This is a genomic window from Streptococcus pseudopneumoniae (assembly GCF_001072925.1).
In the GTDB taxonomy this organism is placed as follows: Bacteria; Bacillota; Bacilli; order Lactobacillales; family Streptococcaceae; genus Streptococcus; species Streptococcus pseudopneumoniae_Q.
On sequence record NZ_JVHE01000079.1, the window covers coordinates 1 to 13,044 of the forward strand.

Sequence of the window (13,044 nt, forward strand, 5' to 3'; positions counted from 1 at the left end):
CCGTACTCAAGTACAGCCTGCGGCTAGCTTCCTAGTTTGCTCTTTGATTTTCATTGAGTATAAGCCCCTCTTTAAATGTCAAAAATGCCAGCATGATTCTATCGATGATGAGGAGTTGAATGGTTTTGATGTAGATGATTTTTTTCATGATAAAACCTTTTTTCCTTAGAGACACTCCCACAAAGAGATATGTTTGTCATAAAAGTCTGGATAGTTTTCTCTTAGGTGGCTAGCCGTTATATAATAAAAAGTAGAATGACAGGAAGTAAAGACTGGAGTAAGAGAGTAAAAATGTTGAGGGCCAGTGATGGCTAAAAAGACAAATAATAGTAGGTCAGCGGAGAGAATCTCTAAGTAGTAAAGGCGAATTTTTTTGTTCATCTGAGGATAAATCTCAGAGAAATGTTTTTTGAGTCGATTGACCAAGCGAAATAGCAGTAGTCCTTGAGCAAGGATGAAAATGAAGCAAAAAATCAGGCCTATCTCCAAAGAAAGTTCGTATCGGGGTCTGAAAGTTACTAACAGTAGTAAATCGCTGACTACGATGGCTGTAAAATGGATTCTAAAGAGATTTTTCATAAGATGACCTCCCTCTTTTATCTAGCTTCATTCTACTCCAAAAGAATGGGAGTTACAAGTAAAATGATAAAAAATTTTAGTAAGGAGATTCTATTAAGTCGGCTTGCTTTCTTTATTTGAGTTTCCTTCTATTTTTCCACTTCTTCATCATTCCAGACAAATAAAGCTCCGATTGCATTGAGGATATAAAAGATGTATTTTCCGATATTGGCAAAGTTTCCTTGAATGCCAGCCTTTGTCAGCTGAACGAAATTGTAAATCAACCAAAATCCCCACTGAGTTGTCAGTTTCAATGCATTCAAAGCATTGGCAATGAGGGAGAGTGCAAAGGAAATAGTTGTTACGTAGGCAAGGAGATTCATCTTTCCTCCATAGCCGATATAGTTGGTCATAAATGCAAAGAGGAAGGCGATGATTGAAATGATGATGGTAGCTAATTTTATCTGTTTTTGGCTCATTTGGTTGGGTCTGCCTTCTTGCGAAGCTTCCCATTTCTTAATAGCAAAGGTATAAATGAGGAAGGTGACAGGATAGGTGATAATGGCCGCCTTATTTCCAAGGATATAGTCAATGGTGCCGGACAAAATCGTATTGACAATGCCAAAGTAATTTCCCCATTTGCTTAATTTTCCCGTGAAACGAGTGGACAACATGGAAATCCCAACGTTGGTTACGGAAATCAATCCAAAGGGCACAAGGGCAGTCCATGGGCCCCAGTCTACGAATTTATCGAGACGGGAGTTGAGGTAACCAGATGCGATCGCAATTCCAACGACCAGAGCAACCCCAAAGAGGTCAAACCATTTGGATGTCGCAAAAATTTTTAGTGATTTTTTCATAGGTTAAAATATCTTTCTTTTTTTTACAAACATTCTACAACAAAACGAGAGTAACATCAAATGCTAGAAATAAAACCCTGAAAATCAAGCTTTCAGGGTTGGTAGGGGACTTGAGAAATTAGTTCAGTTTTTCAACATAGAGCTGTTTGGCGATTTCGAGGCTGACTTGAAGTTCTTCATGGTTGTGAATCAGAGTAAAGGTATTAGAGAAGCCATCGAACTGCTTGACTTGGAGTTGTTCTCCAATATGGATGGCATGTTTTTCCAAATATTGGAGAAGTTCAAAGCTATCATGAACTCTTGTCAAAAGATAGGTTCCAGCTGCCTTGATATCAGAGAGTGGTAGGTTATTAACCTCAACTAGAAGCTCACCCTTGGCAGGAATGGTTCCACCATGGGGACAGGTCTTTGGAAAGCCTAACATACTTTCCAGTCGCTCCACAAAAAGGTCTGAAACGATATGTTCTAATACCTCAGCCTCATCGTGAATCTGATTGCTGGTATAGTCTAGATGGTGAACTAGAAAGACCTCTATCAGTCGATGCTTACGATAAAGCTCAGAGACCAGCTTTAAGCCAATATCCGTTAGTATATAGCCATTTTCTTTATTTTTTAATATAAGATTTTCGGATTGCATGCGCTTGATCATCTCAGTTACAGCTGGAGGTGATACCTGCATCCGAGCAGCGATTTCCTTATTGGTAATCTTAGGAACTTCTATGCCAATCTCATAAATACATTTTAAGTAATCTTCTTTATTTGGTGTCATTCGTATTTCCTTGTTTATTATCTCCATCTAGTATACCAAAAAAAGCTAGATTTCTCTAGCTTTCTGCCTTGTTATAAGTGGTCTTTCTTTTAGTCAAGCGACTTTGCTGCTTCAATCGCGGCTTCAAAGTTTGGTTCGCTGTTGATATTATCCACGTATTCGACATAGCGGATGATATTGTCAGTATCAAGAACAAAGACCGCGCGAGCAAGTAAGTGCCACTCATTGATTAAGAGGGCGTAATCACGTCCAAAGGAGTGGTCGAAGTAGTCTGAAAGCATAATAGCATTTTCAATTCCTTCTGCCCCACACCAGCGTTTTTGGGCAAATGGGAGGTCCATAGAAACAGTAAGGACAACAGTGTTATCCAGATTCGCCAACTCTTGGTTAAAGCGACGAGTCTGAAGAGAGCAGATACCTGTATCGATAGAAGGGATGACGCTCAAAATCTTTTTCTTCCCATTAAAATCAGCCAGTGTTTTTTTAGAGAGGTCAGTCGTTGTGAGAGAAAAATCAAGCGCCTTGTCGCCGACTTGTAGTTGTTTTCCCGTAAACGTAACAGGGTTCCCAAGGAATGTAGTCATAAGCTACTCCAATCTTTTTTCTTTCATTCTACATTAGATGTTCAGAGTTTTCCAATAATTTGACCGGAATTTGAACAGAAAAAAAAACGCCAATTCATGGTGACTGACGTTTTTAAAAACTTATTTAGACAAACCTTCAGCAATCTTGTCAAGGTTGTATTTCATCATGTTGTAGTAGCTATCGCCTTCTTTACCTTCTTCAGCGATTGAGTCCGTAAAGATTTGCGCATAGATTGGGATATTTGTGTCTTTAGAAACAGTCTTCATTGGACGATCATCGACACTGGATTCAACAAATAGAGATGGAACTTTTGTTTGGCGAAGTTTTTCAACCAAGGTCTTGATTTGGTCAGGTGTTCCTTCTTCTTCAGTGTTGATTTCCCAGATATAGGCACTTGGGACACCATATGCTTTAGAGAAGTATTTGAAGCATCCTTCACTAGTTACAATGAGTTTTTTCTCAGCAGGGATGTTGTTAAATTTCTCCTTAGCTTCCTTGTCAAGTTTGTCTAGCTTATCAGTATATTCTTTGAGATTTTTTTCGTAGAATTCCTTGTTGCTAGGGTCTTTAGCGCTCAATTGTTTGGCGATGTTTTTAGCAAAAATCATCCCATTTTCAAGGTTAAGCCAAGCGTGTGGGTCTTCTTTGCCTTTTTCGTTTTGGCCTTCAAGGTAGATAACATCAACGCCTTCGCTGACTGCAAAGTAGTCTTTGTTTTCAGTTTTCTTAGCATTTTCTACCAATTTTGTAAACCAGGCATTTCCACCTGTTTCAAGGTTGATGCCGTTGTAGAAGATTAAGTCGGCTTGAGAAGTTTTCTTGACGTCTTCAGGAAGTGGTTCGTATTCGTGAGGGTCTTGACCAACAGGAACGATACTGTGAAGATCAATCTTGTCACCAGCAATATTTTTAGTAATATCAGCGATGATTGAGTTTGTAGCAACAACTTTTAGTTTTTGACCAGAAGCTGCATCTTTTTTTCCGCTAGCACATGCTACAAGAGCAATAACGGAAAGAAAAAGAACGAACAATGTACCTAATTTTTTCATTAGATCCTCCAATTTATTGGGGCTTTACCCCTTATTCTAACAAATGTTTATTTTTCAGTTTCAAATATCGTTGTTTTGGAGCGATAAAGAAGCTAATGAGAAAGAAACTAGCGGCTGTAAGCACGATACTAGAACCTGCCGCAACGTTAAAGCTATAACCGATAAAGAGTCCCAAAACTGAAGCAGTAGCTCCAAAGGTTGAGGAAAGGAAAATCATGCTTTTCAGGCTATTAGCATAAAGATAAGCAGTTGCAGCTGGGGTAATCAGCATGGCTACAATCAGGATAGTTCCGACACTTTGCATGGCTGTCACAGACACGAGAGTCAAGAGTACCATGAGTAGGTAGTGATAGAAATTGACAGGCATTCCCATGGCTTTAGCCAATAGTTCATCAAAGGAAGTTATCAAGAGTTGCTTGAAGAAAATCCAGATTAACAAGAGAATGACTGCTCCAACACCCATAGTAATAAACATATCCGTATCTTGGACGGCCAGGATATTACCAAAAAGGATATGGAAAAGGTCAGTTGAACTTTTAGCGACACTAATCAAGATGATACCGAGGGCTAAGAAAGAAGAAAAGGTAATGCCGATGGCGGTATCGCTTTTGATAATCGAGTTCCCCTTGATGTAGGTAATGATGATGGCAGCTAGCAATCCAAAGACAATGGCTCCGACAAAGAAGTCAACGCCCAAGATAAAGGAGAGGGCAACACCTGGCAAGACAGCATGTGAAATGGCATCTCCCATGAGTGACATCCCGCGTAGGATGATGAAACATCCCACAGCTCCAGCAACGACCCCAACGACAATAGCTGTTATCAAGGCATTTTGTAAGAAATGGAATTTTTGCAATCCATCGATAAATTCTGCAATCATAGGTCACCTCCATTGAAAAAGAGTCGATTACCGTAAGCTTCTTTGAGATTGGCTTCGGTAAAGGTTTCTTTGGTTGGACCAAAGGCAATCACTTCTCGATTGACAAGCAAGACTTGATCGAAGTAGTGGGAAACCTTACTGAGGTCATGGTGAACGATAAGGACCGTCTTGCCAGCTTTTTTAAGATTTCTCAGCGTGTTCATGATAATCTCTTCACTGACCGAGTCAATCCCCACAAAGGGCTCGTCTAAGAGAATATAATCAGCCTCTTGAACCAGGCAACGCGCAATCAAGACACGTTGGAATTGACCACCAGAGAGTTGACTAATTTGACGATCTGCGTAGTCAGATAGGCCGACAATTTCTAGTGCTTCAGCTACTTTTTTCCAGTGACTCGCCTTTAAAACGTGAAAGAGTGGAATGGATGGATAGAGTCCCAGAGAGACACATTCTTTTACCTTGATAGGAAAGTTGTAGTCGATATGAATTTTTTGCTCGACATAGGCAACTTTCTTAAGAGATTTGTTCATTTCTTTATCATCGATAAAAGCCTGTCCTTCATGTGGGATAATACCCAGCATACTTTTTAATAAGGTTGATTTTCCAGCACCGTTTGGACCAATAATCCCGGTAATCGTTGGTCCTTGGAGCACCAGTGAAACATCTTTGAGTGCCAACGTTTCTTTGTAGGAGACACTTAGGTTTTCAATACGTATCATACACTTGTATACCTCCTATCTTTTAATATACCTTAAAATAAAAATTAAGTCAAGTTAATTTTTGAAAAAATTTAAAATAATAACTGAAAAATGAAGAAAAAAGAGAGACCATTTTTAATTGCATTCCCAAAGGATTTTTGCTAAGCTAAGAATAAGTGAAAAATGAAAGCGAGAACAAGATGACACGTTATCAAGATGATTTTTATGATGCTATAAATGGTGAGTGGGAAAAGACTGCAGTTATTCCAGCTGATAAATCGAGAACAGGTGGTTTTATCGACCTTGACGAAGAAATCGAAGAGTTGATGCTAACGACGACTGACAAGTGGTTGGCTGGAGAAAATGTTCCTGAAGATCCTATCCTAGCAAACTTTGTCAAATACCATCGTATGGTCAGAGATTTCGATAAGCGAGAAGAAGATGGGATCAAGCCAGTACTTCCTTTATTGAAGGAATACCAGAATTTAGAAAGTTTTGCGGATTTCGCAAGTAAACTAGCAGAGTTTGAGCTAGCTGGGAAACCAAACTTCCTTCCATTTGGTGTATCACCAGACTTTATGGATGCTAGAACCAATGTTCTCTGGGCTAGTGCTCCAGGAACAATCTTGCCTGACACAACCTACTATGCGGAAGACCATCCACAGCGCGAGGAATTATTGAACCTTTGGAAAGAAAGTACTGCTAATCTCCTCAAAGCCTATGACTTCTCAGATGAAGAAATCGCAGATTTGCTAGAGAAACGATTGGAATTAGACCGTCGTATCGCAGCAGTTGTACTTTCAAACGAAGAAAGTTCAGAGTATGCCAAACTCTACCATCCATACTCTTATGAAGATTTCAAAAAGTTTGCATCAGCCTTGCCTCTCGATGACTTCTTCCAAGCAGTGATTGGTCAAACTCCAGATAAGGTCATCGTAGACGAGGAACGTTTCTGGCAAGCGGCAGAGCAATTCTATAGTGAAGAAGCTTGGCCTTTGCTCAAGGCAAGCTTGATCTTGAGTGTGGTCAACCTTTCAACGAGCTATTTGACAGATGAGATTCGTATCTTGTCAGGTGCTTATGGCCGTGCTCTTTCAGGTGTTCCAGAAGCCCAAGATAAACGCAAGGCTGCTTACCACTTAGCGCAAGGACCATTCAAACAAGCCCTTGGACTTTGGTATGCCCACGAAAAATTCTCTCCAGAAGCCAAGGCAGACGTGGAGAAAAAAGTAGCGACCATGATTGATGTTTATAAGGAACGTTTAGCTAAAAACGACTGGCTGACACCTGAAACACGAGAAAAAGCTATCGTCAAACTCAATGTTATCAAGCCTTATATCGGTTATCCAGAAGAGCTCCCAGCTCGCTACAAGGATAAAGTAGTAGACGAAAACGCTAGTCTCTTTGAGAATGCTCTAGCCTTTGCGCTTGTGGAAATCAAGCACAGCTGGAGCAAGTGGAACCAGCCAGTTGATTACAAAGAGTGGGGCATGCCTGCTCACATGGTCAATGCCTACTACAATCCACAAAAGAACTTGATTGTTTTCCCAGCCGCTATTTTACAGGCACCATTCTATGACTTGCATCAGTCATCTTCTGCCAACTATGGAGGTATCGGTGCGGTAATCGCTCATGAAATTTCTCACGCCTTTGATACTAATGGAGCTTCCTTTGATGAAAATGGAAGTCTCAAGGACTGGTGGACAGAGAGCGACTATGCAGCCTTTAAAGAGAAAACGCAGAAGGTTATCGATCAGTTTGATGGTCAAGAATCTTACGGCGCAACTATTAACGGTAAATTGACCGTATCAGAAAACGTTGCGGACCTAGGAGGAATTGCTGCTGCCCTTGAAGCTGCCAAGAGAGAACCTGACTTCTCAGCTGAAGAGTTCTTCAACAACTTTGCTCGTATCTGGCGTATGAAAGGCCGCCCAGAGTTGATGAAACTCATGGCAAGTGTCGATGTGCACGCGCCAGCTAAACTCCGTGTCAATGTCCAAGTGCCAAACTTTGATGACTTCTTTACAACTTATGATGTCAAAGAGGGCGACGGTATGTGGCGTTCACCAGAAGATCGTGTGATTATTTGGTAATCAAAAAACCAAGGATGGAGTGGCACTGCACCCATAAAATGAGACACAAGAAAACACTCCTGTTGAAATCTGGTAAACTAGAAACAGGAGTGTTTTGTTATGGTCAAAAAAGCCTATTCAGTAGAAACTAAGCTAGCCTGTATCGAAATGAAAAAGGCAGGTAAATCAAATAAGGTTATCATGGATACCCTCGGTATAAAAAATGTTAGTCAGGTCAAGACCTGGTGGCAATGGTATCAGAATGATGAATTGTTCCGTTTCCACCAACCTGTGGGGAAACAATATACTTATGGTAAAGGGATGAAGCAGTTATCTGAAGTGGAACAGTTACGTTTACAGGTAGAATTACTAAAAAAGTATCAGAGCTTGATAAGAAAATCGACAAAGTAAGTCTTATCAAGCTAGTGGAAGAGTATAAGAAAATGTGCCCTGTATCTATTATTTTAGAGTGTTTCGGAGTCAAACGCTCAACCTTTTATCGCTGGAAACAGGAGTGTAAGAATTCTCAGAAAAGAGACGAAATAGCAGATAAAATCGAACAACTCTGTATGGAAAATCACTTTATTTACGGCTATCGAACCATCACTCGCTTGCTCAAGAAAGTTTATAACCTTGTCGTTAATCGCAAGAAGATCTATCGTATTATGAAGGAAAAGGACTGCCTTTGCCGTGTCCGTCCCAAGAAGGGACCTAAATTAGGGAAGCCTTACCATGTAACAGACAATAAGCTGGATCGTAATTTTCAAGCAGACAGGCCTATGGAGAAGCTTGTCACAGACATCACCTACCTCTACTTTGGGAACTGTAGACTTTATCTATCTTCAATCATGGATCTCTATAATCGTGAAATTGTAGCTTATACCATCTCCGAATGCCAAGATACGGACTTTGTGCTCGACACACTTCATCAACTTGAGCTACCTCAAGGAGCACTTTTACACAGTGATCAGGGATCTGTCTACACCTCAAAAGCTTACTATCAGGCTTGTACAGAAAAAGGCATCACCCGCTCTATGTCCCGAAAAGGAACACCAGCAGATAATGCCTGTATCGAATGGTTCCACTCTATTCTCAAGTCTGAAACCTTCTATCTCCATAAGTGGAGAAACTTAACCAAAGATAGTATAACAGATATTGTCAAAAATTACATCATATTTTATAATGAAACTAGAATTCAACAGAAATTAAATGACCAGTCTCCTGTAGATTACAGAAAACTGGTCGCATAAGAGGGGTTTTCTCTTGTCCCATTATTGGGGTGCAGTGCCAGTCCTTGGTTTTTATATTTTAGAAAAATGGGTTAAAAGTTTTTTCGTGCGCGATAGTCGTAGCTGGACCATGTCCTGGATAGACATCGTAGTTTGGGAGAGTGAAGAGATGGGTTTGGATACTATGGAGGAGTTGTTCCATGTTACCTGTAGGTAGGTCTGTTCGTCCAATAGTTTCTCGGAAGAGAGCATCACCCGTTAAGACCAAGTGCCCATCTGGAAAAACAAATGAAACTCCTCCGATAGAGTGGCCTGGAGTTGGTAATACAGTGAAGCGGAACTCCTCAATCTGGTATTCTTCATGAAAGACAAAGGTGTGTTCAGCTGGTCTACATACGACATCTGCCATATCGTCATGACGAGGGAGACCAGAGAGGTTGTCAACTGGAGTGTAGAGCCAAGTGGCTTCGCTGTCCGCTACATAAACGGGAGGATTTCCAAAAGTATCTCTGACCAAGTCCAGACTCAAGATGTGGTCGTAGTGGGTGTGGGTCAGGAGAATTGCACAGATGGTTTTATTGATGTTCTCGATAGTCTTACGAATAGCCTCCCAGTTGCTACCCGGATCAACAACAATCAGGTGTTGGTCTCCTTCGAGATAATAAGTGTTTTCATAAGCAACAGGGTTCACAGTTTTATGGATTTTCATAGGATTTCCTCTTTCAAAGCATTTACTCCTACTAGTATAACACAGAAGAATAAAATAAGGAATCAACAAGAAAGTCCCTCCATAAAGGAAGGGACTTTCTTGTTATTAAAAATGATTCTTCCAAGCTTGGAAACGAGCATCCAGTAGGAGTTGTGTCAGATTTTTTAAGATTTCAACTTGCTCGGGCTCCAGTGTCTGGGCTTGAGAAACAAGTTGTCGAACATGGTCAATAGCATTTTTAGAAGACAGTTCATTAATGGAACTAATTCCAGATTCTAGAATGGTACCAAAGAAGAGATCGAAGTAGAGCTCCAATTCCTCATCGGGAACACTATCCACCCATTCTTTGAGAGTGTCTTTAATTTGGAGACTCTCGCTACTGATGGCCTCTAGTTGGACAAAGTGATTATCCTCAGTTTGCCAGCTAAAGGTGCTGTGTTGGGCGATTCCTCCGAGAGCCGTAGATTTGACGACGATAGGAGTATCAGGAACTTCTAGCATCATGCCGATGACAGAACCTTGTGGGACGAAACGGTGAACTTTTGGAATAACATCTTGATAACCAGTGGTCTCAGTCAGATGAGCCTGCAAACCAGGGGCGTCATAGGTATAAACCGCAGATATCTTGTCTTGCAATTCAGGCTGGATTTGACTGGCAGCATAGACAGCCAGATTCCCACCTTTAGAATGTCCAGCAACAATCACTTTTTGTTTTGGATGTTGAGTAAAGAAATCTTCCAAGTATTCAAGAGCATGTTTTTGGGCAGGTATTTCCTTCATGTAGGTCATATGGAAATCTTCCTTCCAGCCAATAATACTGTCGTCTGTGCCACGAAAGACAATGAGATAAGTATCTAGGTTCAGACGATAGGTCATAGCAGCGAATTGTTTCTGTTGCTCCGTATCAATCTCGTTTACAAAGTTAGAGAGTTTACTATTTTTAAAACGTTTGTGCTGGGATAACTGATCCAGGAGCTGGAGACGTTCTTTATTGGTCAACATGTTAGTCTCACGAGGAACACGTGCTGCGACATCGCTTAAACGATTGACAGGCTGGTCCAATAGGTTATCAAAAGAAAGATAGGTCAGCTCTGTCAGAGCTAGTATATCCAATTCATTTAAGGGAAGGTCATAAAAAGAATCGTATTGAACGTCGGTTAGGTAGTCAAAAATATTGGCCATGGGAACTCCTTTCTTAACTTTTATCATATCAGATTTACATCAATTTCGCTAGTAGTGAGGAGAATTTTGCTATAATATAGAAAAAGGAGGAGCAGATGCACAAGATTTTACTAGTAGAAGATGATCCAGTTATACGTCAACAAGTTGGGAAAATGCTCTCTGAATGGGGATTTGAGGTAGTCATGGTAGAAGACTTCATGGAAGTTCTAACACTATTTGTTCAGTCTGAGCCTCATCTGGTTCTCATGGATATCGGCTTGCCTCTCTTTAATGGCTATCACTGGTGCCAGGAGATTCGCAAGATTTCCAAAGTTCCTATTATGTTTCTGTCTTCGAGAGACCAGGCCATGGACATCGTTATGGCTATCAATATGGGGGCGGATGACTTTGTAACCAAGCCTTTTGACCAGCAGGTTCTTCTAGCCAAAGTACAGGGTTTGTTGCGTCGCTCTTATGAGTTTGGGCGGGATGAAAGTCTCTTAGAGTATGCTGGAGTTATCCTCAATACCAAGTCTATGGATGTGCATGTCAATGGCAAAGCTATCAGTTTAACCAAGAATGAATTTCAGATTTTACGTGTCTTATTTGAGCATGCGGGAAATATCGTAGCGCGTGACGACCTGATGCGGGAGCTCTGGAATAGTGACTTTTTTATTGATGATAATACCTTGTCTGTAAACGTCGCCCGCTTACGTAAGAAATTGGAGGAAGAAGGTTTGATTGGTTTTATCGAAACCAAGAAAGGAATAGGGTACGGATTGAAACATGCTTGATTTCAAAAGTTTTTTTCTAGCTTATATCCGTTCGCGTAGCCGTTTTTTCGTGTTTATTTTCTTACTTACAGGTTTACTTTTTCTCTTTGAGGTCTTATTTGATAACCAAGTGCCTTACTTTAACTATTTCTTCTTTCTATCTACCTTTTTGACACTTTTGTTTTTGGTATATGATTTCTTGATAGAATTGCAACGCTATCGTAAGGAATTATTTTACGGAAAAAGAGAAGCCAAGTCACCAATGGAGGCTCTACTGACTGAAAAATTAGAGAAAAGTGAAGAAGAACTCTACCAAAAGAAATCAGATGCGGAAAATCGCTATAATGATTTGGTGGATTACTATACACTCTGGGTGCATCAGATAAAAACACCCATTTCAGCCAGTAAACTTCTAGTGAGTGAGGTGGCAGATCGCCAATTGAAACAACAGTTGGAACAGGAAATTTTTAAGATTGATTCCTACACCAACCTCGTTCTCCAATACCTACGCTTAGAGAGCTTCCATGATGATCTGGTGTTGAAGAAAGAAAATGTGGAGGATTTGGTCAAGGAAGTCATTCGTAAATATGCTATTTTCTTTATCCAGAAAGGCCTAAGTGTTAATCTGCATGACTTGGATAGAAGCATTGTTACAGATAAAAAATGGCTGTTAGTAGTTATTGAACAAATCCTTTCAAATAGTCTCAAGTATACTAATGAAGGTGGAATTGAGATCTATATGGAAGATCAAGAACTTTGCATCAAAGATACTGGGATTGGCATTAAAAACAGTGATCAATTGCGAGTTTTTGAACGCGGATTTTCAGGCTACAATGGTCGCATGACCCAGCAGTCATCTGGACTTGGACTCTACTTGACCCAAAAAATCAGCCAAGAATTAGGACATCAAATCCGTATCGAATCCGAACTTGGTCAAGGGACGACTGTGCGCATTAAGTTTTCAGAAGTAAACCTACTGATTGAGTGAAAAGAATTACTAAGAGCTTGGAAGAATCCTTTCAGGCTCTTCTTTAGACCTTGTTATGGTAAGAAAGCAGGCTTCAATCAGATAAAAAATTGTAATCTTACAAAAATGTAAGATTACAGACCTCTTTTGTAAGGTTATGTTATGGCAAGTCCTCTTTATTTGGAGTAAACTTATAGCATAAAGAAAAAGGAGAGAAACCATGAAAACAATCTTACAAAAGAAACAAACCAGTAAACCAAGTCCAAAAGAGATCGAGCGAGTTCAGCTCGGTTGCGCTATTATGCAGGCTCAGTTTCAATTAATGGGATATTAAAAAGGAGATTATCATGACACTATTAGATGTAAAACACGTTCAAAAGATTTATAAAACACGTTTCCAAGGCAATCAAGTAGAAGCTCTGAAAGATATTCACTTTACCGTAGAAAAAGGCGACTATGTTGCCATTATGGGTGAGTCTGGTTCTGGGAAATCAACCCTACTCAATATTCTCGCCATGCTTGACAAACCAACTCGTGGTCAGGTCTTCCTAAACGGAACAGACACAGCTACCATTAAAAATACTGAAGCATCAAGCTTCCGTCGTGAAAAGTTAGGCTTTGTCTTCCAAGACTTCAATTTGTTAGATACGCTTTCTGTTAAAGACAATATCTTACTCCCTTTGGTATTGTCTAGAAAGCCTATTACAGAAATGATGAAAAAATTGGTCGTGACG

14 protein-coding genes are annotated in these 13,044 nt (G+C 40.3%); 5 read left to right on the top strand and 9 right to left on the bottom strand.

The features are described 5' to 3' along the window. Positions 1 to 165 precede the first annotated feature (165 nt). From ADH81_RS11420 to ADH81_RS04325, 7 genes are all read right to left on the bottom strand, one after another. Positions 166 to 579 (bottom strand): hypothetical protein, encoded by a 414-nt coding sequence (locus ADH81_RS11420; protein ID WP_049526734.1) that lies wholly within the window; start codon positions 577 to 579, stop codon positions 166 to 168. Positions 580 to 707: 128 nt separating this feature from the next. Further along, the gene (locus ADH81_RS04300) at positions 708 to 1,418 is read right to left on the bottom strand and encodes a nicotinamide mononucleotide transporter family protein (protein ID WP_193389823.1); all 711 of its coding nucleotides are present in this window, start codon (positions 1,416 to 1,418) and stop codon (positions 708 to 710) included. A gap of 118 nt (positions 1,419 to 1,536) precedes the next feature. Further along, a complete protein-coding gene (locus ADH81_RS04305; RefSeq protein ID WP_049526736.1) occupies positions 1,537 to 2,187 on the bottom strand; it encodes a metal-dependent transcriptional regulator in 651 nt (216 codons plus the stop codon). Positions 2,188 to 2,276: 89 nt separating this feature from the next. Continuing rightward, positions 2,277 to 2,771, bottom strand: a complete 495-nt coding sequence (tpx, locus tag ADH81_RS04310; protein ID WP_049526738.1) for a thiol peroxidase — start codon at positions 2,769 to 2,771, stop codon at positions 2,277 to 2,279. A gap of 120 nt (positions 2,772 to 2,891) precedes the next feature. Beyond that, entirely contained in the window at positions 2,892 to 3,821 is a 930-nt protein-coding gene (locus tag ADH81_RS04315) for a metal ABC transporter substrate-binding protein (protein ID WP_049526739.1), read from the bottom strand. Positions 3,822 to 3,852: 31 nt separating this feature from the next. Continuing rightward, positions 3,853 to 4,701 (bottom strand): metal ABC transporter permease, encoded by an 849-nt coding sequence (locus ADH81_RS04320; protein WP_049526741.1) that lies wholly within the window; start codon positions 4,699 to 4,701, stop codon positions 3,853 to 3,855. Beyond that, positions 4,698 to 5,420 carry a metal ABC transporter ATP-binding protein gene (locus ADH81_RS04325; RefSeq protein ID WP_049526743.1) on the bottom strand — a complete coding sequence of 241 codons (723 nt, stop codon included), beginning with the start codon at positions 5,418 to 5,420 and terminating at the stop codon, positions 4,698 to 4,700. The genes ADH81_RS04320 and ADH81_RS04325 overlap by 4 nt, the downstream gene beginning before the upstream one ends. A gap of 179 nt (positions 5,421 to 5,599) precedes the next feature. Between ADH81_RS04325 and ADH81_RS04330 the strand changes: the two genes are divergently transcribed. Beyond that, complete coding sequence (locus ADH81_RS04330) at positions 5,600 to 7,492, top strand: M13 family metallopeptidase (RefSeq protein ID WP_049526746.1); 1,893 nt, start codon at positions 5,600 to 5,602, stop codon at positions 7,490 to 7,492. A 99-nt stretch (positions 7,493 to 7,591) separates the two neighbouring features. Beyond that, positions 7,592 to 8,721, top strand: a protein-coding gene (locus tag ADH81_RS10695; protein WP_414716804.1) for an IS3 family transposase whose coding sequence is annotated in 2 segments (ribosomal slippage) — positions 7,592 to 7,862 and positions 7,862 to 8,721 — 1,131 coding nt in all. Because the reading frame shifts where the segments join, the coding sequence is not laid out codon by codon here. 58 nt (positions 8,722 to 8,779) lie between these two features. On the opposite strand, the gene ADH81_RS04345 is transcribed toward ADH81_RS10695, so the two are convergent. Both ADH81_RS04345 and ADH81_RS04350 read right to left on the bottom strand, forming a co-directional pair. After that, positions 8,780 to 9,409: an MBL fold metallo-hydrolase gene (locus ADH81_RS04345; protein WP_049526749.1), complete on the bottom strand. Its 630-nt coding sequence runs from the start codon at positions 9,407 to 9,409 to the stop codon at positions 8,780 to 8,782. A 105-nt stretch (positions 9,410 to 9,514) separates the two neighbouring features. Next, a complete protein-coding gene (locus ADH81_RS04350; protein ID WP_049526751.1) occupies positions 9,515 to 10,591 on the bottom strand; it encodes a DUF2974 domain-containing protein in 1,077 nt (358 codons plus the stop codon). 95 nt (positions 10,592 to 10,686) lie between these two features. On the opposite strand from ADH81_RS04350, the gene ADH81_RS04355 reads away from it, so the two are divergent. From ADH81_RS04355 to ADH81_RS04365, 3 genes are all read left to right on the top strand, one after another. Beyond that, the gene (locus ADH81_RS04355; protein WP_000548968.1) at positions 10,687 to 11,364 is read left to right on the top strand and encodes a response regulator transcription factor; all 678 of its coding nucleotides are present in this window, start codon (positions 10,687 to 10,689) and stop codon (positions 11,362 to 11,364) included. Then, positions 11,357 to 12,331 carry an ATP-binding protein gene (locus tag ADH81_RS04360; protein WP_049526754.1) on the top strand — a complete coding sequence of 325 codons (975 nt, stop codon included), beginning with the start codon at positions 11,357 to 11,359 and terminating at the stop codon, positions 12,329 to 12,331. The genes ADH81_RS04355 and ADH81_RS04360 overlap by 8 nt, the downstream gene beginning before the upstream one ends. Positions 12,332 to 12,657: 326 nt before the next feature. Next, positions 12,658 to 13,044, top strand: a 387-nt coding sequence (locus tag ADH81_RS04365) for an ABC transporter ATP-binding protein (protein ID WP_049526755.1), incomplete at its 3' end; no start/stop codon positions are given.

Bases quoted from the DNA above. Each gene is read 5' to 3' on its own strand.
- ADH81_RS04320 (WP_049526741.1), bottom strand. From the start codon at position 4,701: ATGATTGCAGAATTTATCGATGGATTGCAAAAATTCCATTTCTTACAA.
- ADH81_RS11420 (WP_049526734.1), bottom strand. From the start codon at position 579: ATGAAAAATCTCTTTAGAATCCATTTTACAGCCATCGTAGTCAGCGAT.
- ADH81_RS04315 (WP_049526739.1), bottom strand. From the start codon at position 3,821: ATGAAAAAATTAGGTACATTGTTCGTTCTTTTTCTTTCCGTTATTGCT.
- ADH81_RS04350 (WP_049526751.1), bottom strand. From the start codon at position 10,591: ATGGCCAATATTTTTGACTACCTAACCGACGTTCAATACGATTCTTTT.
- tpx (WP_049526738.1), bottom strand. From the start codon at position 2,771: ATGACTACATTCCTTGGGAACCCTGTTACGTTTACGGGAAAACAACTA.
- ADH81_RS04325 (WP_049526743.1), bottom strand. From the start codon at position 5,420: ATGATACGTATTGAAAACCTAAGTGTCTCCTACAAAGAAACGTTGGCA.
- ADH81_RS04355 (WP_000548968.1), top strand. From the start codon at position 10,687: ATGCACAAGATTTTACTAGTAGAAGATGATCCAGTTATACGTCAACAA.
- ADH81_RS04305 (WP_049526736.1), bottom strand. From the start codon at position 2,187: ATGACACCAAATAAAGAAGATTACTTAAAATGTATTTATGAGATTGGC.
- ADH81_RS04360 (WP_049526754.1), top strand. From the start codon at position 11,357: ATGCTTGATTTCAAAAGTTTTTTTCTAGCTTATATCCGTTCGCGTAGC.
- ADH81_RS04345 (WP_049526749.1), bottom strand. From the start codon at position 9,409: ATGAAAATCCATAAAACTGTGAACCCTGTTGCTTATGAAAACACTTAT.
- ADH81_RS04330 (WP_049526746.1), top strand. From the start codon at position 5,600: ATGACACGTTATCAAGATGATTTTTATGATGCTATAAATGGTGAGTGG.
- ADH81_RS04300 (WP_193389823.1), bottom strand. From the start codon at position 1,418: ATGAAAAAATCACTAAAAATTTTTGCGACATCCAAATGGTTTGACCTC.